This is a genomic window from Nostoc sp. DedQUE12b (assembly GCF_034530835.1).
Classification (GTDB): Bacteria; Cyanobacteriota; Cyanobacteriia; order Cyanobacteriales; family Nostocaceae; genus Nostoc.
Window position 1 is genome coordinate 45742 of the sequence record NZ_JAVRCI010000004.1, and the last position, 19842, is coordinate 65583.

Here is a 19842-nt window from a genome sequence, read left to right on the forward strand (position 1 = left end):
AGGGATTTTATTGAATTGCAATTTCTTAATCTACCCGCAAGAAGAATTATATTGTAGTTTCAATCCCTAATAGGGATTTTATTGAATTGCAATCCTCCCAGGATAAGGAATTGATGCACCACTAACTGTTTCAATACCTAATAGGGATTTTATTGAATTGCAATGAGAAGTAGCGCGGCGCTTGTACTACTTCTTTAGGTTTCAATCCCTAATAGGGATTTTATTGAATTGCAATTCCTATTGGGTAAGAGGTTCCAGTAATGTAGTGCTGTTTCAATCCCTAATAGGGATTTTATTGAATTGCAATATAGACCTGAGCGCGAGAGTAAGTGCCAAGATATGAGTTTCAATCCCTAATAGGGATTTTATTGAATTGCAATGCTGCATTTGTATTGCCTCCGGCAAATCCACCAGGTTTCAATCCCTAATAGGGATTTTATTGAATTGCAATTTCGCGATCGCGTAATACCCCTTGATGGAAAGAAGTTTCAATCCCTAATAGGGATTTTATTGAATTGCAATCCTTTCCACTCACTTGCGTTTGAGTCGGGGTCAAGGTTTCAATCCCTAATAGGGATTTTATTGAATTGCAATGTGATGGGCTTGCAGCTCCAATTTCCCATTGATTGTTTCAATCCCTAATAGGGATTTTATTGAATTGCAATCGCTGGCTTCTGAAAGCGTTACTGTATTTGGTTTTCAAGGTTCAGTTGCGCAAATGAGTGAATCATAACACAGAGAATCGTCATATCACAAGATGCAAATCGCTGAAAACCAGTCACCATAAGGTGCGCGGATGCTTTGAAAGTACCATTGCCCTCAAAGTCTTGTATAGAAGGAGCGTACAGCCTTTTTCGCTCCTTCTCATTTTGTACACCTACCCATCCGCGCATAAGGCAAGAAAATTAGTCTGATTGGCGATCGCTACTACCATTAAAATAAGCGATCGCCTAATCCTTGCATACCTTAATTGACCAAATCAGGGAATACCTCTTGCACCGCAGGATGCACTAAGCGATGATTCTGCACATTCACACCCTTAGCTAATGCTGGGTTAACTTCCAGTGCCAAAATTCCTAAATTCGCTAACTGGACAACATAAGGTAATGTACTATTATTAAGTGCCTGAGTTGCTGTCCAAGGTACTGCTCCTGGCATATTAGGAACGCCATAATGCACCACACCTTCTTCAAGGTATACCGGATTTGTATGGGATGTAGGGTGCAAGGTTTCTATACAACCGCCTTGGTCAACGGCTACATCAACTATCACCGAACCAGGACGCATTTGTTTGACCAATTCGCGGGATACTAATATTGGCGCTCTACGTCCTAACACTAAAACCGCACCGATGAGCAAATCGGCTTCAATGACTGCGGCTTCAATATGAGCAGAGTTGCTGTAAAGCAATTCGACTCTAGAGCCAAAGAGTGTTTCTAAGTAAGATAAACGCTCGACACTCACATCTAAAATCTGCACGATCGCACCCATGCCCACAGCAATTTTAGCTGCTTCTGTACCGACAACGCCGCCACCTAAAATTACTACTTTGCCCGCTTTGACTCCAGGGACACCACCCAAAAGTACACCTCTACCACCTTGCTGACGTTCTAAGAATCTGGCCCCAAATTGTACTGCTAGCCGACCGGCAATTACGCTCATGGGGGTGAGCAAGGGTAATCTGTTAGCACCAGGTTGTTCTACAGTTTCGTAAGCGATCGCAGTTGTGCCACAATCAATTAAATTCTCTGTCAATTTGCGATCGGCTGCTAAGTGTAAATAAGTAAATAATATCTGCTCTTTTTGCAAAAATTTATACTCAGATGTCAGCGGCTCTTTAACTTTAATAACCAATTCCCGATTCCAAGCCTTTTCTGATGTAGGGACAATCTCGGCTCCAGCAGTTTTGTAGTCGTCATCGGAGAATCCAGCACCATTACCTGCTTGTGTCTCGACGAAGATGCTATGACCATTTTCTCGCAGCACCCGCACACTAGAAGGACTTAACCCTACCCGAAATTCTTGATCCTTATTTTCCTTGGGAACACCGATTTCCATATATCGCCTCTGATAATTTTTTTGTTTAACTGTAGCCTTCCAATCTCAAGCTTGCTACTTCCGTCTTACTAGTTCCGTATTAGAGATAGCTGGATTAGAGATACCTAATCTCTGTTCTAACTTTCTTAATTCAATCTGAGTAGCCCAAACTCTTACCCTTGACTATTGCCCCAGTATTTATACAATATATAAAGAATAGTAACAATTTATTAAAAGAGCGATTGTATAGCTCCCTACTAGGAAGCTCTTGCTGAATTTCTCAAGTCATCTTGGCATTCCAGCACTGCAATCAAGCTCGTAAGCTACTAAGTGTAAGGTAAAAGAACGAGTTTATTCCTTAAACTTTTACCGCTTATCCTCACTTTTCAGGACTTCTACCAGAAGTCTCATATCAAGTCCCGTTTGCCAAAAATAAGGTTTCTTAAAAGATGACACAAACACAACCAACAATTACACCTAAACTAGAAGAGCCTAAGTTTGGCTTTAACGAATATGCCGAACGCTTGAATGGTCGAGCTGCAATGATTGGCTTTGGTTTGATGCTGGTGATTGAATATGTCACCAATCAAGGGGTGCTATCATGGCTGGGTCTAAAGTAGTGCCATCAACAAGCACAATCTGGAAGTTGTAAGCTAGTAATTAAAAGAGTTTCAACCAGCTGGAACAACCAGTTGGTTTTGACTTCAATAATTAATAGCGGAGTACTTCGCCCTAGATAGATTAATTATACTTCTTCATAAATAACTGCCCTAGAATGTAAGCAAGAGAGGAATCGAAATACCTATTAGCGATTGAAATATCATAGACTTGCAACTAATATGTGCAAGGCGATTAATGAGTAAATTTCCTCCCCCTACTAAAAAAATCATAACTTAGTATCTGCCTTGAATGAGAAAGGCAAATTATGGGTGAGGTATTCTTGGTAAATATACACAAAAGGTGAACTGGAACCAACCAAGCTGTGATGAATGCTGTATTACCTCGTTTTTTGAAGTCAACCTACCGAAAAGAGCCACTAATCAGTGTATTGATAACGATGGGTGTTATGGATGCCCTGATTGGCGGATTGAATGATAGCTGGTCGTTGTTTGCTTTTGGTTTGGGAACGGCAGGGATAGCGCTAGGCTTTAAGTTGTGGCGTTTTCAGCAGCGTCGTCCTTTACCAGAGGAGCCTGTAGTGCAACATTATTTGCCCTCTCGTTCTTCTAGTGCGCCTTTACCAATCTTAAGCGTTTCTAAGAAAAAACCACCTCTTTAGGATGTGCAGAGTTATGACTTAAAATAACTCTGCAAAATTTATTGGGTTTAACTGTATCTATAAAAGTGAGGAAAAAGAGTGAATAGTGAGGGAAGAGGTGGCGGTAATTTTCTACGGCCGTATATTATCTTGGCATTTATGGCAGCTGTTGCCCTTCCAGTGATTACCTGGGAAGGGTTTTATATTCCTCAAGCTCATGCTGCTATCGAAGTAACGCCAAACTCCCCCCCAGCTAACACTAACTTTGCTAATGCTCAACTAATTTACACACTCAGAGGACATAACGGAACTGTTAAATCCCTCGCTTTCAGTCCAGATAGCAGAATGCTTGTGAGTGGAGGTGCAGAAAACGAGGGTGTCATTCGCTTGTGGAATTTAGCAAAGGGCAAAAAATTAGGGACTATCAACAAAGCACACAAAGCAGCCGTAGAATCTTTAGTGATTTCACCAGATGGTCAAACTCTGGTTAGCTGTAGCGATGACGATACTATTAACCTCTGGAGTCTGAAAAATTTAAAATTTACCCGCTCTTTTGTCGGACATACCAGTAACGTATTATCTTTAGCGGTGTCTCCTGATAGTAAAGTTCTCGTCAGTGGAGCTTTGGATGGCATTCGTCTCTGGGATTTGCTACAGCAGCGTCCTCTAGGGACTATAGTGCGCTTTGATAATTTGATTTATACTCTCGCTATTAGTCCTGATGGACAGACCTTGGCTAGTGGTGATAATAAGGGCGTAATCAAGCTGTGGAATTTGAGTACTGGTAAATTAATCAGTGAATTGGTAGCTCATTCTAGTGCTGTTAGCGATGTCATCTTTACACCAGATGGACAAACATTAGTTAGTGCTAGCCACGATCGCACCGTAAAACAGTGGAATATTAATACTGGAGAATTAGTCCGCACCCTTACAGGACATAATAACTGGGTAAATGCGATCGCCCTTAATCCCGATGGACAAACCCTTGCTAGTGCCGGTAGAGATGGAATTAAATTGTGGGATTTAACTACAGGCGAGTTAATAAATACACTGAGTGGGCATACAGACTGGGTAAGTGCGATCGCTTTTAGTCCCAATGGTAAAATTCTTGCCAGTGGTGGATTCGATCGACAAATCAAGATTTGGGGGATTCCAACAAAACGAAAGTAACAGCGATCAAACAAAATAATCGTGAAAGAGTAGACTGTATCCTCGATTTCTTTTAAGAAGTCGGGGATATCATTTTGACGCTCCTTTCAAACCTGAGTGATATCATGTTCGCATAATTAGTTATGATTTCCACAGTCATTGCACCCCACCCCTTAATCCCCTCCCCGCAAGCGGGGAGGGGAGACGAAGCGTAGCTTTGGCGGGGTGGGGTTCTTCGGGTTTAATAAGTAATCAAGCGAACATGATATGACTCGCCATAGCTGAACTTTTCACGTCATTTAGAAAGTCAGGCTATCGCTAACGCCGAAAGATTTCCCTAATCATTTCCCGTATCTGCTAAACTTTGGTCTTGCCTTTTTAGAGTTTTTGTAGTAAAAAATCAACCAAAGCCTAGATCAAATTTTGCTATAACTAGTCAAAATCAATGATGGTAGCAACCACCAGCGATGTCTACAATGGTCACTGAGCGACTGGTGAGCATCTCGGCTTACTTCGACTACGCTCAATACAAGTCGCTCGATGGAGCCGGAGTTGAACCATGTCAAAGTGCGGACTACGCTTACCTCAAATATTGAAGAACTGTGAATACTTGATGAAAATACAGCCAAACTAATATCTTATCCAGCAAATTACTGTAAGTATAAACATAGGTAATTTAAAATCATCTGTGCAGCTACTTGCCCTCTAAATCGGAACAATTTCTGAACTTAGACAATCTTAGAAATGGTCATGTCAGTAAATGCACTCGGTTAAAAATCGTGAACTCGTGTGAAGCCAAGGTTTGTAGCGTTTAACTGTTATTTTGAAGTAGGATAACTTGCTACTTAAATGATGTTTAATTTTCCCGAACTGCTTTTGATCCCCATTTCGATAGAATGACTAGGCAGAACCCTAAAACTAAAAACCGCTTTTGACTGCGACGCACATGAATCAACTGAACAATGGTTTTACGCTATTTTTAAGTCTGCTAGTCGAGGCGATGCCTTTTTTGCTTCTTGGGGTTTTATTCTCCAGTTTGCTGCTGTTTTTTGTTGATGAGCGCAAACTAGTAGAAAAAATGCCCAAAAATCCGCTGTTGGGTGCTTTAGTTGGCAGTATGATCGGCTTTTTGTTTCCGGTGTGTGAGTGCGGGAATGTACCGGTAGCGCGGCGATTCCTGATTCAAGGAGTACCCACACCAGTCGCAATTGGTTTTTTGCTAGCAGCACCAACAATTAACCCAGTTGTAATTTGGGCCACTTGGACAGCATTTCGAGATCAGCCAGAAATAGTAGTCTTACGAGTCGTATTTTCCTTAACAATTGCCACAATTATCGGGTTTGTTTTCAGTTTTCAAAAGGACTTAAATCCCATAGTCCAACCTGCGATCGCTCGTTATATGAAGTTTAATCCACCCGCACAGCCCCAAACCAAACGCCGTGGTAAGCCTTACCAAGGACAACAGGAAGAAACAGTACCGAATCTGTTGCAATCCGGGACTTATATCTTAGGAGGAAAAGCAGGTATACCTCTACGGATAGATCCTAATTTAGTACTGCCTACCTCAGTCTCTACTGCTGATAAACCGCTAGCAGCTAAACTGCGCCTAGTTGTGGATAATAGCATCCAAGAATTGCGGGAATTGGGCGGAGTGATGATTTTAGGAAGTGCGATCGCTGCTGCTATTCAAGTCCTAGCTCCCCGTGAATTAATTCTCAGTTTGGGTGCTGGGCCCATTACCTCAATTGTGGTCATGCTGATATTAGCTGTAATAGTATCAATTTGTTCTACAGTCGATTCTTTCTTCGCCCTATCTTTTGCCTCAACCTTTAGCAGCGGTTCATTGTTGGCATTTCTGGTGTTTGGCCCAATGGTTGACATCAAAAGCGTTGGTTTGATGTTATCTATTTTTAAACCCAAAACTATCTTTTACTTATTTGCTTTAGCAGCACAATTAACATTTGTGTTTACTCTTTTCCTGAACTTGCACGTCTTTTAAGAAAATATTTGTCATTTGTCAGTTGTCCTTTGTCCCTTGTCATTTGTCCTTTACTAATGACCAATGACTAATGACCAATACTTCGACTACGCTCAGTACAAGTGACAAATGACCAATGACTAATGACTAATGGCTAACAAAAATCCCAAATCTAAAATCCCAAATCTGTTACTCCCTTGGCTGGATGCTCTAGCAATTACGGCTTGGGGCATTTTGATGCTGAGATATTGGCTAACTAATAAGCTGAACCTGTTAATTCATCCAAATTACTTTTGGTTAGTGATTGTGACTGGTATCAGTTTCATCATTATTGGTTTGTTCAAGATGCAGGAACTTTGGCAACGGCGTCGCCGTGATGTTACGCCAAATACCCAGCATATTAGTTTATTTCCCCCTGGTTGGGGCAGTGCTTTATTGTTGACTACAGCAATTCTAGGTTTTATCGTTACACCGCAAGTTTTTGCTAGTGACAAAGCACTCCAAAGGGGTGTGACGACTGATTTATTGGGAAGCACACGTGTCAAACCCCAAGCCTTTCGCGTTACTGTTCGTCCAGAGGAGCGATCGCTTGTAGACTGGGTACGCACTGTCAATGTTTATCCAGAACCAGATACATATACAGGACAAAAAGTCAAAGTGCAGGGATTTGTCATTCACCCGCCCGATATAGGAAAAGAATATTTGTTTTTAGCACGATTTGTCTTAAGTTGCTGTGCAGCAGATGCTTACCCTGTGGGATTGCCCGTCAAACTACAAAATAATCAAGAACCTTACTCTGCTGATACATGGCTGGAAGTAGAAGGACAAATGGTGACAGAAAACTTAGCAGATAAACGCCAACTTACCATTGCCGCTACTTCTCTCAAAAAAATTCCTCAACCCCAAAATCCTTATAGTTATTAGTTATTTGTTGATGACAAATGACAAATGACAAATGACAAATGACAAATAACCAATGACTAAATCTAAAGCATTCCAACCACTGGATCGGATAGCGATCGCACTAATGCTACTGCTAAGTGTGTTGATTGGGTTAATCATATTGCAAGGTGATGTAGTAGCCGCCCGTGTGCGGGACTTTTCCTGGCAAAATCAACAGATAGGGGCGGAAGATAACTCTTTCACCCTCACCTTTAGCCGCCCAATGGAAACAAGAAGTGTAGAGGAGAATTTGAAAATCGAGCCACCTCTAGCAGGTAAATTTAGTTGGGCTGGGCGGCGGATGGTTTATACACTCCTAACACCTGCGCCCTATGGCACGAATTATAAAGTGCAGTTACAGGGAGCCAAAGATAAGTTTGCGGAGCAAGAAGGCAATAATCGAGTGATCCAGCCTTTTACAGGTAGCTTCCGCACACGCGATCGCGTCATTCTCTACATAGGAACCGATAAAGAAGAACAGGGGCGATTAGTTTTATACAACTTAACCCAAGAGCAAAAAAGGGTACTTACTCCCAAAGACTTGATAACAATGGACTTCGAGTCATTTCCAGATGGGGAGAAAATTTTATTTTCGGCTCGCGCTAGTAATAACGAAGACTTACTTTCAGCCCAGTTGTACACAGTGACAACAGGCGTTTCTAGTAAATCTGGACAAGAAGCAGAACCAGGAGGCAAAGTTGACCTAGTTTTAGATAGTAAAGATTATCAAAACCTGAAATTTGACTTATCACCTGATGGGCAAACTATTGTCATCCAGCGCGGAAACAAAAATAATCCTGGCGACTTTGGATTATGGTTTATGCCAGCAATCAGTGACGGTTCAGCAGAAAAACCTGCCCCTAAACGTCTGAAAAGTCAACCGGGAGGAGATTTCATGATTACCCCAGATAGTAAAGCCGTAGCAGTTGCCCAAGGACAGGGAGCAGCAATATTACCACTGCAAGGTGATGCTAGTAAACCCTTAGATTTTCTGCCGCAGTTCGGTTTGGTACAGGCTTTCTCTAAAGATGGCTCTCAAGCAGCGATGGTAAAGTTTAATACAGATTACACACGAGATTTGTTTTTAGTGACAAACCAAGGTGTGCAGAAACAACTATTAAAAACCACAGGCTCAATTCTCAGCTGCCAATTTGATATTGCCTCACCCACCCTCTACTGTTTGCTGACACAGCTAGTATCCAAAGAACAATATATAGAACAGCCTTATGTAGTGGCTATTGATCTGAAAACAGGGCAGCAGAAACCATTGTTAGTATTGCCTCCCGCTCAACGGAATGTGCAAATGAGTTTATCGGCTGACGGTTTGGGCTTATTATTTGACCAAGTAGTACCGCAGACAAACCCCCCAGCATCATTACCACCAAACACTTTGAAAACTGATGATGGAGATGCGATCGCTACTAGTAGCCTGTGGTTAATGCCTTTATTGCCCATTGCTGATGCTGCGACTGTTGAAATTAGACCAGAACAACTCCCCTTGGACGGGTTTCGTCCCCGATGGCTACCTTGAGCGAATAATTCGTAATTGTGAGTAGCAATAACTGTAGAGTAGACACTATTAGATAGAACTCAATACGGTTAGGTTAAGCAAATTTATCTGTTAAGGCAGGCAGGGGAGGCAGGGGAGGCAGGGGAGGCAGGGGAGGCAGGGGGAGAGAAAAAAGCTTAACTGAACTGTGTTGTATTAGAACTTAGGCATTGACAAATTAGACAAACAAGGGAATAAGAAGAAACTCCTTCTAACTGGCCTCTTCTAAATAAGGGACTCTGGGGAATTATGATGGCTGAGTGTTTTTTTGTGAGGTAGTTCTATCCGCCCAAACATTCCCGGCATTAAATTTGTGGGATTTTTCAAGGCTATTTTGGCAGTAAAACTACGGCTGTTGAGGTTTGCAGAAGGAATAATTTGACTTACGCGTCCGCGCACAGAACGGTTGAGAGCATGTAACTGCACTTCCACTTCATCTCCTGGTTTCACCAAGGAAATCATTGACTCTGGCACTGCAACGTTAAAATGGAGGCGATCGCTACTTTCCAATGTCAATAAAGGTTGGCCAAAACCCACTATTGCACTGACTTGGGCATGTTTCTTTGTGACGACACCAGCAAAGGGTGCTTTAACGATGCGGTGGTCTAGGTTAGTAGTCGCTGGCTTTAATCCTGCTTGCACTTGCTGGACTTGGAGACGTGCTTTTTCTGCTCTTGCTTGTGCTTGCTGGACTTGGAAAAGGGCTTGTTTTAAGCCAGCATTGGCTTGTTCAATTTCCCGCTTGGCTTGTTCAATCTCAGCTTGTGTTTGTTGAATGCGAGATTTAAGTAATGTTACCTGGGCATTGGCTGTATCTAGCTGTGACTGGCTGACTGCACCATCTCTTCGCAGCATAGCCATGCTTTGCTGATTTAACTGGGCTTCATCTAGTTGAGCTTGTGCTTCCTGCAACTTGGTTTTGGCTTCCTGTTGACGAGCCTTTGCTTGTTTGAGTTGAGCTTGTGCCTGAGTTTTGTTGGCTAGGGCTTGAGTTTGAAAAGCAGTCGCAACTGTTACACCTATCTGGGCTTGCGAAACCCCAGTCAATAGTTGATGACGTTGTGCTGGAATATCTTGAACATCAATAATGGCAATAATTTGGCCTGCTTTAAATGTTTGGCCTTCTTGCACTGGCAAACTTTTAATCTGTCCCATAATAGGACTGGAGACAGTGGCTGTTTCTTCCGCTTCCAAAGTACCATTCAGGGAGATCCTACCCAGACTTAATGCTTTCTTAGTCAAAGTGGTTTCCACCTTTATCGGCTGGGTAGTGCTGGTGATAGTAGCATTAAATTTTTTAGCATTAGGAAACACAGATAAACCGATAAATCGCAAGCCTGTGATTGCAAAAAAGGCTGTCAGAATAAGAATATCGTGTTTCATCTAATACCTCTTTTATGATACCAACCAAGACGAATTCAGACGATTAATTATTCACTGAGGGATTTGTCTATTTGTGCGATCGCTTTCCGTTTGGCACTACATGGATGTCCAGTACTAAAATAACGTGAGTTCGACAGCTGCGTGACTGCACTAACCGTCCTTGGTAGTATTAGCGACAAAAGAGTGCCAGGGTCGAACTTTATTTTCGCTCTCTTCTCTAGGAGCAATGCTAGAGCGTAAAAGAATTAATTATCATGAATTTGAATAGTTTCACCATTGGCACGAGTAATACTATGGGCATTGAACTCATGGTCGTCATAGTTGCCAACTACGCTAACTTGTTCTCCTACAGACAGGTTAATGGGTTGTCCTAACTGAGGTTCTGCCTCAACGATGATTTGTCCCTTACCATCGTTGAGAATGAACTCGTCATCTAAAAGCTGAGTAACTTGACCGGAGATAGTCGTAACACGAGCATTAGGAAAATTTCCAATTTGGTTTGATGCTTTTTGCGCTTCTACCTTAAAAGGAATGAGCAACGCAAACAAAGCAGTTAGGACAATGGTGGGTGTAGGATTGAAATTCATTTGTGAAGTCCTTCAATTTGATGTGTAATTGACGCTTATTTCCAGATTGCTGGATAAAAGTAACGAGAAAGTAACAGCTCGATCTCGAACTGAGGAATTTTTTGACTACAAATGAAAATCCTGGCTGGCTAACCCAGTATTAATTGCTTATTATGGTGAGGATGTAGGCGTGAATGGTAGCTTAATTTGAAAAGTGGAGCCTTCTCCCAAACGACTGTTGGCTATGATTTGCCCCCCATGTACCTGAACAATCTGTTGTGAGATCGCTAATCCTAACCCGAAGCCACCTGTATGGCGTGAACGTACACTATCTACTCGATAAAATCGCTCAAAGATATGAGGTAAATCCGCCTCTGGAATTCCAATACCACTATCCTGTACTTCTATTACCACCCAACGAGACTCAAAGAAAACTCGTAAGCAAATACCTCCAGACAGCGTGTAGCGGCAGGCATTACTGAGAAGATTTGTTAGTGCTTGCCGCATTAAATCTGGATTTATTCTCAACATTACCAATTGTTCAGGAAATTGGCTGGTGAATTCTAAGTTTTTTGCCTTTGCTGAGTGAGTGTATTCCTCTACTAATGCTTTCAGCCAGCTAACCAAATTGACGAGGTTAAGTGTTTCTAACTTTAACTGTCCTTCATTTCGAGCTAAGAATAATAAATCACTAATCAGCATTCCCATTGATTCAGCAATCTGGTCAATATTTTCTAGAGAACTTTGCTGTTGACTAGGGTCAATTGGTTCAAGCAAAGCAAACTGAGCATTATTCCGAATTGCTTGGAGGGGTGTCCGTAGCTCGTGAGAGGCATCAGCTGTAAAACGCTGTAATTGCTCGTAGGCTTGGCGAATTGGCTGCATGGCCATTCCACCAAGAAACCAACCAGTCAAACCAATTAGACTTAAGGCAATGGGTACACCTACTATTAAAAACAGTCTCAACGACCATAAAGTTTCTTCAACAGGCGCTAAAGAAGCGGCTATCTCCAGATAGCCAATTAATTGTTGATCCTGAAAAACAGGAACTGTTAATTGACGCAGCTGTTTATTGCGATCGCTTAACTCAATTGTTTGAAATCCTAGTTTATTATTTAACTGCTCTGATGGAGTAACACCAAAAAACTCTAGTAGTTGCTTTTTGGGAGTGTACCAACGGGCATAAATAATTTTATTCTCAAAGGGCAAAGCTTCACCACCCAAGATGGGGACATCTTCAAGACTAATACGTTGCTCTTCTTGGTAAAGTCCATCTTCAACGCCAGCCGCCATCAACTGAGTTGTGTTGTAAAGTTCTTGGTCAAATGCCCGCAATTGCTCTTTGGCTTCTAAAAAGTAAAGTATTGTTGCAAAGATAACCAGAATACTTCCCATCGAGAGCGTAAACCAGCGAGCTAGGTTACGCCGACTGCGGCTGAACATCTGAGGAATTAGCGATCGCATGATTCAGGGGCAGCTAATCGATATCCTATACCATAAACAGTTTGTAGCCAATCTTCTGCTTCTACCATTTGTAGCCGTTGCCGCAGTCGATGCACTAACATCGTTATTGCTTTACTATCTGGTTGTATATTCCACTCCCAGAGTGCCTGTTCGATTTGATCGTGAGTGAGTACTTGTCGGGGATGCCGCAGAAAATATTCCAGCATTTGAAACTCTCGACCCGATAACTGTACTGTAACTTCCTGGCGTTGTAACGTTAGAGTGTTGAGATGAAGTTGTAAGTCGGCTAACTCTAACGTGTCACCTTGCCAGAGTGGCGCTCTGCGTCCCAATGCTCGTACTCGTGCCAACAGTTCGAGCAAACTAAAGGGTTTAACTAAATAGTCATCTGCACCAACATCTAAAGCAGATACTTTATCCAAAATTGCATCTTTAGCTGTGAGAATCAGTACTGGAGACGTTTTTCCCGCTTGACGATACTGTTGACACAGACTAAGACCACTAATCTTAGGCAGCATCCAATCTAAAATTAACAAGTCGTAGTCTCTCTGAGTCATCAACCACTGGGCTATTTCACCATCTTCAGCACCATCTACAATATGGCCGACTTTAGAAAGCGCACCATGTAGTGGTTGTAATTGAGTTACATCATCCTCTACAACTAAGATTTTCATTCACCATTTTGCTGTACTTCCTTTTTATTTTCCTATGATGAATTAATAGTCAAACTTTTTCTGTATTATGGCTCGACCTCGCTGGTTACAATTTCTAATTAACTTAGGACTAGAGTTTTGGCTGCCAATACCCTTAATCGGACTGTTTTTTTGGTTGAGTACGGGTTTGCTAACGCATCAAGTATTGAGCTATACCTATGGCACAACCGCCCAAATCCACGCTAACTCAAAAAATCAAATTCAGTTTTCTGTTTCACTGGCTGTCATGTCTATTGAAGCTGTAATTCACCGCAAAGAAAAGTTGACTGAAATTAAAGTTTACACTGCTGATTCGGTTTTAAAGCAGATGGAATTTGAGTTTCCTGTGACTGAATTTACTCAAGTTGATGCAGCGATCGCTCAGACTTTAAAATTACCAGTAACAGCAATAAAGCAGTTAATACGTTATCGGCTTGAGAACTAATACCAAATCGCAGATATGCCCTGACAACACATCTAGTTCAAGCAAGCCATAAACTACGAATTGTTCCCATTTTTATTGCCATCAACAAATTCATTCTTTTCAAAAGAAAAGCATTCTCAAAGAAGAAGAATTACCGCTTTGGTAGCTTCATGGTTTGCTTGAGTCGTATGCATTTATGATCGCTTAGGATTGAAGAATTATCATTGAAGAGTAGATACTTGTATGTAAATGTATATTTAATTACCAAACAATGCGTTACAAAATGTATTTCAGGAAAAAATCATAATTTATGTGTTAATGCAGATGCGGTTATAAAAAATAAAGTATAATTTGAGGCAGTTTTTTCATGTAAAAAACTTCATCAGCCAGCCAATACAGTTTAATTTTTAATGTATCGGGTTTCTCCTCTCTCTCACCTATCTTCAAAGGCGGACAGAGTTCCCCTTGTACCTCTTCTTGACGGGGCAGAGCATCATAGTGTTATAACGGCATCAGTCTAGATACAAAATGGGAACACCAATTGATGATTAATTGCTGGTGCTTGAAGAGAGTTAAACTTAGCTTCTAAAGCAAACCCTGATTAGACACAGTTTATAAGCAATGCTAATGCCAGCACTGCTGAATATTTTTAAGCAGGTGAGTCAAGAGTGATGAATGAAGCTGACACCTCAAACAAGGGGGCTGTGATGGAATCCCTAAATTCTGCTAATTCGCCACAATCAGAACAGGCGAGTTGTCCCTTTTACTCAGTTGTGCCTAATGACAATATGACAGTTAAAAAACTGCCACTCCTCATGCCAGCTGAAGATACACAATTTTTACAAGATACCACCCAGCAGGACTGGGTTGCAGAGCCTGAAAGCGGCAAACAAGCACTTATTGACTCGGAATTTCAGAACTTGCTGGCATTGAACGAAGAATTACGTGCGGCTAATAATAGTTTGTATGCACAAGTGGAGCAGCTAAAAGACAACCTAGCTGAGTCTGAAAAGGTTTTGCAGTGGCAGAAAACGCGTTCTAGTGTTAGTGAGTCGATGCTCAACCAACATACTCAGGAACTAGCTGCGGCTCAAGAACAGATAAAATCTCTATTTCAACAATTAGAAACTGCTGTACAAACTGTTCAACGTCAGGAAATTTTCACTGATACTTATAAAGCACAGCTACAAATTAGCCAACAACGCTTGGCCCAGTTAGAGCGAGAATGTACGTTGCTACACACTAATAACAACGAACAATCTCAGCAGCTATTGCAGTCCGAAAATGTTTGTCGGGAGTTACGTACTAGATTGATGCGACAACAACGCCAGACGCTGCAATTCAAAGCAGCTTTGGAAAAATGTCTAGATACATCGGTTCCTAGCTATGACTCCTTAGAGGATGCTGCAAAACATCCTAAAGACATAACTAGTAGCCAAGGAAGATTTTCTAGAAAAGCTCGGTCTTTGTTTCCTAACGCCCAGCCAATTCAACCTTGGTCATTAGAAGAAGAATCATTAAGTAACGATCTAGATAATTCTTGGGGTGAACCCTCAGCACCAATCCCATTCCAAAGAAATGAAGCCTCTGCAACACCCCCATCATCTCCTTGGAACTGGACAGTTAAGAAAGACACGCCAACACCAACACAACCAGCGCCATCTCCAAAAGCTGATGATTCTCCAGATACAACTGAAGCGGTTTCACCTGCGGATTCATCAAATTTAGATCGGCAATTAGATAGTTTAATCCAAATGTTTTTCACCTCCCAGCCTGCATCTACATCACCACCACCTGCTGCGAAAACGGATGTTAGTGATGTTCCTATTTGGGAGACTTTAGCAACAATCTTAGAAGACGAAGAGGAATTAGAAAATCCACAGGAGGAAGATTTAGAGGCAGAAATTAATCCTCCTGCAACTACCTCTACTCCTTGGACGACGGATTCTGTGCTTTCACCAGCCAATAACTTAATGCTTTCTTCTAATCCATCTCATACCGAAACGCCTGTTGGAGAAACTGAAGACTACTGGTCAGAATCACAATTGTCAGCAAGTGATTTATCCTCAGAGTCATTAGGTGATAACACCAATGATGACAATTCACCTTCACCAGTAGTTTATCCCCAGCGCCCACCCAAGGGGCGTAAGTCATTAGCATCTGTGGAACTACCTAATTTTCGCCCCAAAGGTCAATAGTTAGTTGTCATTAGTCATTTGTCTAATACTAATGACCAATGACTAATGACTAATGACTAATTCCTACTTCTGATTTCGGAATTACGGCTTCTGGGTTTGTCTTTACTACTTGAGAGCGCGATCGCGGTTTGCCTGTGGCGATCGCATAATTAATCGCCAGCAGCCACAGCCACAAGCCTGGATTCCGGGGTTCTAGCCAATGACCTGCCCTATTTAAGAAGCCCCCGAACCACGGACTTAGCAAAGCGCTAACGAGGGCATGACGACCAAAGTTGAAATAACTACCAAGCCATCGCATTAAATCTCTAGGCCCAGCAAGTTCCCAAATCCATAAAAGTAAAGCAGGATTTTTCCTAGCGGCTTTCAATGCTAGGCGGTTAAAGGTTAACCAATCACACCGATCTTTGATGAAGTTATCTGCTACTTCTTGGGGTTCATCTGCTAATAGTCCAAAGAAGGTGTTGAGCATAGAGTTAATGCGCTGGGGTGGTAAAAATTTTCCGGTGGGAACCATCATTCCTTTAGAAAATAGCCAAGTCACAGAAACGTTGCTTTGATAAGCGCGAATCTTATTCAAGTGGCGGAAGCTCAACAAGTCATGTTTGAGAGCAATATCCAATAGGGTTGTTAAGCGCTCTAAGTTGCGAACTAGGGAACCAAAACCGGTGAATACCAGGGGAGATTGGAGTGATGCGGCATCACCGATCGCAATCAATCGATCGAAGGCAACTGTGCGATCGCTACTTCCTACACTAAAATGTCCCGGTATATAGCCAAATGTCGGCTTCTTCCACACCAATTTGTCCATATCGCACCTGCGATACTCTGGCAAAATTGTGAAAAAGTCCTCGTACATCTCCAGCAAGGAACCGGGATTTTCAGCATTGACTTCGTGGTAATGAAATAAATAAATCGTCAGTTCCTCATCTGCTGCGGGAAACAATTCCCAAATCAACTGCCTTCCCCGCGAAATATCCCCATGACTGTAAAGAACGTCGCCATATTGGGAATCCCATACTCCCGGATCAAATCCGCTCTCAATTGCCGCTCCCACTGTCGGACAGACACTATCAAAGGCACGACCACCATTTAATTGCCAAGCGATGGGGGACGCGGTTCCCATTGCATCTATTAGCAGTCGTCCACTTACTTGCTTCTCAATTTGACTAGGCAAGTGCTTGACTTGCAAAACTACCTGTGATATATCAATATCTGCACGGATAAATTCTGTTTCATCCCAAATTTCACCGCCTGCCGCTTGCAGTTTTTGCCCACACATTTGGAGCCATTTGTCGGAATCCAAGCCTAAATTTAGGACTGTGGGTGTGTGGAGGACGGGCGATCGCAGTTTGGCTGGATTATTAGCATCAAAAAACTTATTGAATCCGTCTTTGTATTCCCTGGCAATGATGGTTTCTAACTCAGCGGGGGTGACTAAACCCAAGTTAACCAAGCTTTGAATCTCGTCGCGCGAAATATTCCATTCTCGGTTCATCCGCCCAAAGGGCATTCGTTCCACTAGCAAGACTTTATATCCGAGTTTTGCCATCAATGCTGCATGGATTGCACCGAGTGCGCCACCGATGTAGATAATGTCGTACTGGGCATGGGGCAAAGGAGTGCTGAGTATTGAGTGCTGAGTGCTGAGTTTATCTCCTTGTCCCCTGCTCCTTTGGGAAAACACTACTTGACGCGGCTGCTGCGGATTCCGCACCCCTTCGCGCCATCGTTTTTCCCACCAATAGGCACGAGTTAGGTCATATTCACCGTTGGGCATTTTCTGAAAATACTTGACGGTAAGGGGGTAAGTAGAACCTAGTGCGGCAAATATTGATTGCTGGGATAAATCAATTGCTGGCGGTTCTGGGTAATGATGCGGAAAACGGCTTCTGATTTCCTTGGTCAAGCGTTGCAGAATTTGTCCTTCACTGGGAAAAGGTTGTTCTGCCCAGCGAAACACTTTCAGATAAGTAGTTCGTTGCACCGACCAGACAAATACCGAAAGTTCTGTAGGCAAGTTTTCCGAAAGACTCACTCCAGTAGGTGTAATAGCACTGGGTATTTGAAGGCGAAAACCTTCCGATGTAAGCACTTTTTCTCCATTTCCAGGTTCAAAATCTGTTTGTAACCAACTACGCACAGTTTCTGTTTCTGGAGTTGGAACTTCTAAATAAAGGATTTCTTTCATGTTTTCCTGACATCTCCCATCAATCTACTCACTAAGACAGATTTTCTTAAGGCACAAAGTATGGTAAGCTCCGCCCTATTAGTTTCATAAAGATTCAGTGAAGAAATTTTAAGAGTTTGTCAAATTTATTGTTCATTTTGTATTTCTGTAAACCCACGCCATGAATTATCCCATTCCAGACAGTCCCCAAGAAATTATTGCCCTACGACAACAGCCGATTGATGAAGAACTAGTTGCCAGTGCGATCGCTGGAGTCATTAAAATTGTCCGCGCTCAGGGTCAATCTTTGGAAGAATTGACCGCTCAGTTGCTAGCAGATGATCCACTGCTGGATCAGCAACAACGCCGCTGGTTAAGCCAATTAGTCGCCCAATCCTGGGAAAAGTTCTCCTAAAATCTTGCATAAGATGAAGTTTTGGTCGCAGCATTAGATTTCTAAGTCTGTACCTAAATGTTGGCGATGCCTGCGGCGGGCTGCGCCTACGCATTTTCGGTATAGGAGTAATAATAATGGTCAGTATGGGATTGGCAATTGGGTTGCTGTTTTTGTGTTCATGGCACAGAAGCCATTAAATTAACCATATCAGCGTTTTACGTTGCTTATGGATTTTACAACGTTCTGAAACGGAAAGACCTCTGGCGCAAAGCAGAGGTCTTTTTTGGGAGCAATCTTTATGCTGTTGGAGCAACACCTGGACACATAACTCAGTTGAGCGATCACGACTTAAGTAAGTAAAAATAAATACATTTAAAAGCCTTGACAATAAATAATCGTAGTCAGCGGCTCTAGCCATTTAAAATCTTATGCAGAGCGATAAATCGCTCACTACGAACAAAAGTTTTATTTTAGATTTAATTATGTCTACCTACTTATCCACTGACGATCGCTTTCAACCCATCAATCTTTTTGAGTACGAAAAGCTAGCAAAAGAATATCTATCTCAAACGACACTTGATTACTACAGCAGTGGTGCTTGGGACGAAATCACATTGCAAGATAATCGTGCTGCCTTTGAGCGAGTCAGGCTGCGACCTCGAATATTAGTCGATGTGAGCGATCGCAATCTAAGTACCTCCATTTTAGGAGAACCCCTGCAACTACCTTTGTTAATTGCACCGATGGCTTTTCAATGTCTAGCCCATCCAGACGGAGAAGTTGCCACGGCCCTAGCTGCTGCATCAGCTGGTGTGGGTATGGTGTTAAGTACAATGGCCACAAAGAGCATTGAAGAAGTAGCGACTGTATGTAATCAGTTTCCAGATTCTCTGCGGTGGTTCCAACTTTACATCCATAAAGACCGGGGATTAACTCGTGCTTTGGTAGAAAAAGCCTATAAATCAGGCTATAAAGCACTTTGTCTAACTGTAGATGCACCCGTTCTCGGACAGCGTGAGAGAGATAGACGTAATGAGTTTGCCTTACCCCAAGACTTACATCTGGCTAATCTTGCTAGCATCTCAGGGCTAGATATTTCCCATGAAAAAGGTGAATCTGGGTTATTTACTTACTTTGCCCAACAACTAAACCCAGCAGTTACTTGGGACGATTTGGAATGGTTGCAGTCTTTATCTCCATTACCTTTAGTCATCAAAGGAGTTTTACGCCCAGATGATGCTGTGCGGGCTGTAGAATATGGAGCCAAAGCAATTGTTGTTTCTAATCATGGTGGCAGACAACTCGATGGTGCGATCGCTTCTTTAGATGCCCTAGCTGAAATAGTAGCCGCAGTGGACGGTAAAGTAGAAGTGGTCTTGGATGGAGGCATTCGTAGAGGCACAGACATTCTCAAAGCTCTGGCATTAGGAGCAAAAGCAGTACTAATCGGACGGCCTATTTTGTGGGGACTAGCGGTAGCAGGACAAATCGGCGTATCTCATGTTATCTCACTCCTACAAGATGAGTTAAATGTGGCAATGGCCCTTACCGGCTGTGCCAAAATACAGAATATTGACCCTAGTTTATTAGCCCTGCCACGCTTTAAGTCGGAGAACTGTTAAAAATGTAATTCCAGCA

17 protein-coding genes and 1 CRISPR repeat array (1 of these 18 only partly in view) are annotated in these 19842 nt (G+C 42.4%); of the genes, 11 read left to right on the plus strand and 6 right to left on the minus strand.

Annotated elements, in window-relative coordinates; translation table 11 throughout:
- Positions 1–665: direct repeats of the CRISPR family, unit length 37 nt; unit sequence GTTTCAATCCCTAATAGGGATTTTATTGAATTGCAAT; it begins 158 nt to the left of the window's first position.
- Between the two features lie 301 nt (positions 666–966).
- Positions 967–2058 (minus strand): alanine dehydrogenase, encoded by a 1092-nt coding sequence (gene ald, locus RMY16_RS03185; protein WP_322659753.1) that lies wholly within the window; start codon positions 2056–2058, stop codon positions 967–969.
- A gap of 428 nt (positions 2059–2486) precedes the next feature.
- Between ald and RMY16_RS03190 the strand changes: the two genes are divergently transcribed.
- The 7 genes from RMY16_RS03190 (at position 2487) to RMY16_RS03220 (ending at position 8895) form a co-directional block, all read left to right on the plus strand.
- Positions 2487–2657, plus strand: coding sequence for a hypothetical protein (locus RMY16_RS03190; RefSeq protein WP_099099534.1), 171 nt, complete (start codon positions 2487–2489; stop codon positions 2655–2657).
- A gap of 365 nt (positions 2658–3022) precedes the next feature.
- Positions 3023–3316 (plus strand): hypothetical protein, encoded by a 294-nt coding sequence (locus RMY16_RS03195; protein WP_322735153.1) that lies wholly within the window; start codon positions 3023–3025, stop codon positions 3314–3316.
- A gap of 78 nt (positions 3317–3394) precedes the next feature.
- Positions 3395–4465 (plus strand): WD40 repeat domain-containing protein, encoded by a 1071-nt coding sequence (locus tag RMY16_RS03200; RefSeq protein WP_322735154.1) that lies wholly within the window; start codon positions 3395–3397, stop codon positions 4463–4465.
- A 446-nt stretch (positions 4466–4911) separates the two neighbouring features.
- The gene (locus tag RMY16_RS03205; protein ID WP_322659749.1) at positions 4912–5040 is read left to right on the plus strand and encodes a hypothetical protein; all 129 of its coding nucleotides are present in this window, start codon (positions 4912–4914) and stop codon (positions 5038–5040) included.
- A 350-nt stretch (positions 5041–5390) separates the two neighbouring features.
- Positions 5391–6443 carry a permease gene (locus RMY16_RS03210; RefSeq protein WP_322659748.1) on the plus strand — a complete coding sequence of 351 codons (1053 nt, stop codon included), beginning with the start codon at positions 5391–5393 and terminating at the stop codon, positions 6441–6443.
- Positions 6444–6572: 129 nt separating this feature from the next.
- The gene (locus RMY16_RS03215) at positions 6573–7346 is read left to right on the plus strand and encodes a TIGR03943 family putative permease subunit (protein WP_322735155.1); all 774 of its coding nucleotides are present in this window, start codon (positions 6573–6575) and stop codon (positions 7344–7346) included.
- Between the two features lie 52 nt (positions 7347–7398).
- A complete protein-coding gene (locus RMY16_RS03220; RefSeq protein ID WP_322735156.1) occupies positions 7399–8895 on the plus strand; it encodes an Ig-like domain-containing protein in 1497 nt (498 codons plus the stop codon).
- A gap of 243 nt (positions 8896–9138) precedes the next feature.
- On the opposite strand, the gene RMY16_RS03225 is transcribed toward RMY16_RS03220, so the two are convergent.
- The 4 genes from RMY16_RS03225 to RMY16_RS03240 form a co-directional block, all read right to left on the minus strand.
- The gene (locus RMY16_RS03225) at positions 9139–10296 is read right to left on the minus strand and encodes an efflux RND transporter periplasmic adaptor subunit (protein WP_322735157.1); all 1158 of its coding nucleotides are present in this window, start codon (positions 10294–10296) and stop codon (positions 9139–9141) included.
- A gap of 245 nt (positions 10297–10541) precedes the next feature.
- A complete protein-coding gene (locus RMY16_RS03230; RefSeq protein ID WP_322735158.1) occupies positions 10542–10883 on the minus strand; it encodes a DNA-binding protein in 342 nt (113 codons plus the stop codon).
- 150 nt (positions 10884–11033) lie between these two features.
- Positions 11034–12326, minus strand: a complete 1293-nt coding sequence (locus RMY16_RS03235; protein ID WP_322735159.1) for a HAMP domain-containing sensor histidine kinase — start codon at positions 12324–12326, stop codon at positions 11034–11036.
- Positions 12314–13000, minus strand: coding sequence for a response regulator transcription factor (locus RMY16_RS03240; protein WP_322659734.1), 687 nt, complete (start codon positions 12998–13000; stop codon positions 12314–12316). Before RMY16_RS03240 ends, RMY16_RS03235 begins: the two co-directional genes overlap by 13 nt.
- A gap of 67 nt (positions 13001–13067) precedes the next feature.
- Here RMY16_RS03240 and RMY16_RS03245 point away from each other — a divergent pair, with 67 nt between their 5' ends.
- Together RMY16_RS03245 and RMY16_RS03250 are read left to right on the plus strand one after the other, a co-directional pair.
- Positions 13068–13463, plus strand: coding sequence for a hypothetical protein (locus tag RMY16_RS03245; RefSeq protein WP_322659732.1), 396 nt, complete (start codon positions 13068–13070; stop codon positions 13461–13463).
- A 650-nt stretch (positions 13464–14113) separates the two neighbouring features.
- Positions 14114–15640, plus strand: a complete 1527-nt coding sequence (locus tag RMY16_RS03250; protein WP_322735160.1) for a hypothetical protein — start codon at positions 14114–14116, stop codon at positions 15638–15640.
- Positions 15641–15689: 49 nt separating this feature from the next.
- Here the strand turns inward: RMY16_RS03250 and RMY16_RS03255 are convergent, their stop codons facing one another.
- Positions 15690–17828 carry a flavin-dependent dehydrogenase gene (locus RMY16_RS03255; protein ID WP_322735161.1) on the minus strand — a complete coding sequence of 713 codons (2139 nt, stop codon included), beginning with the start codon at positions 17826–17828 and terminating at the stop codon, positions 15690–15692.
- A gap of 160 nt (positions 17829–17988) precedes the next feature.
- Between RMY16_RS03255 and RMY16_RS03260 the strand changes: the two genes are divergently transcribed.
- Entirely contained in the window at positions 17989–18222 is a 234-nt protein-coding gene (locus tag RMY16_RS03260) for a hypothetical protein (RefSeq protein ID WP_094349603.1), read from the plus strand.
- 464 nt (positions 18223–18686) lie between these two features.
- A complete protein-coding gene (locus RMY16_RS03265) occupies positions 18687–19826 on the plus strand; it encodes an alpha-hydroxy acid oxidase (RefSeq protein WP_322735162.1) in 1140 nt (379 codons plus the stop codon).
- The last annotated feature ends 16 nt before the right edge of the window (positions 19827–19842 follow it).

Excerpts from the sequence above, each read along its gene's own strand:
- ald (WP_322659753.1), bottom strand. The coding sequence starts at position 2,058 with ATGGAAATCGGTGTTCCCAAGGAAAATAAGGATCAAGAATTTCGGGTA.
- RMY16_RS03190 (WP_099099534.1), top strand. The coding sequence starts at position 2,487 with ATGACACAAACACAACCAACAATTACACCTAAACTAGAAGAGCCTAAG.
- RMY16_RS03195 (WP_322735153.1), top strand. The coding sequence starts at position 3,023 with ATGAATGCTGTATTACCTCGTTTTTTGAAGTCAACCTACCGAAAAGAG.
- RMY16_RS03205 (WP_322659749.1), top strand. The coding sequence starts at position 4,912 with ATGTCTACAATGGTCACTGAGCGACTGGTGAGCATCTCGGCTTACTTC.
- RMY16_RS03210 (WP_322659748.1), top strand. The coding sequence starts at position 5,391 with ATGAATCAACTGAACAATGGTTTTACGCTATTTTTAAGTCTGCTAGTC.
- RMY16_RS03215 (WP_322735155.1), top strand. The coding sequence starts at position 6,573 with ATGGCTAACAAAAATCCCAAATCTAAAATCCCAAATCTGTTACTCCCT.
- RMY16_RS03220 (WP_322735156.1), top strand. The coding sequence starts at position 7,399 with ATGACTAAATCTAAAGCATTCCAACCACTGGATCGGATAGCGATCGCA.
- RMY16_RS03225 (WP_322735157.1), bottom strand. The coding sequence starts at position 10,296 with ATGAAACACGATATTCTTATTCTGACAGCCTTTTTTGCAATCACAGGC.
- RMY16_RS03230 (WP_322735158.1), bottom strand. The coding sequence starts at position 10,883 with ATGAATTTCAATCCTACACCCACCATTGTCCTAACTGCTTTGTTTGCG.
- RMY16_RS03235 (WP_322735159.1), bottom strand. The coding sequence starts at position 12,326 with ATGCGATCGCTAATTCCTCAGATGTTCAGCCGCAGTCGGCGTAACCTA.
- RMY16_RS03240 (WP_322659734.1), bottom strand. The coding sequence starts at position 13,000 with ATGAAAATCTTAGTTGTAGAGGATGATGTAACTCAATTACAACCACTA.
- RMY16_RS03245 (WP_322659732.1), top strand. The coding sequence starts at position 13,068 with ATGGCTCGACCTCGCTGGTTACAATTTCTAATTAACTTAGGACTAGAG.
- RMY16_RS03250 (WP_322735160.1), top strand. The coding sequence starts at position 14,114 with ATGAATGAAGCTGACACCTCAAACAAGGGGGCTGTGATGGAATCCCTA.
- RMY16_RS03255 (WP_322735161.1), bottom strand. The coding sequence starts at position 17,828 with ATGAAAGAAATCCTTTATTTAGAAGTTCCAACTCCAGAAACAGAAACT.
- RMY16_RS03260 (WP_094349603.1), top strand. The coding sequence starts at position 17,989 with ATGAATTATCCCATTCCAGACAGTCCCCAAGAAATTATTGCCCTACGA.
- RMY16_RS03265 (WP_322735162.1), top strand. The coding sequence starts at position 18,687 with ATGTCTACCTACTTATCCACTGACGATCGCTTTCAACCCATCAATCTT.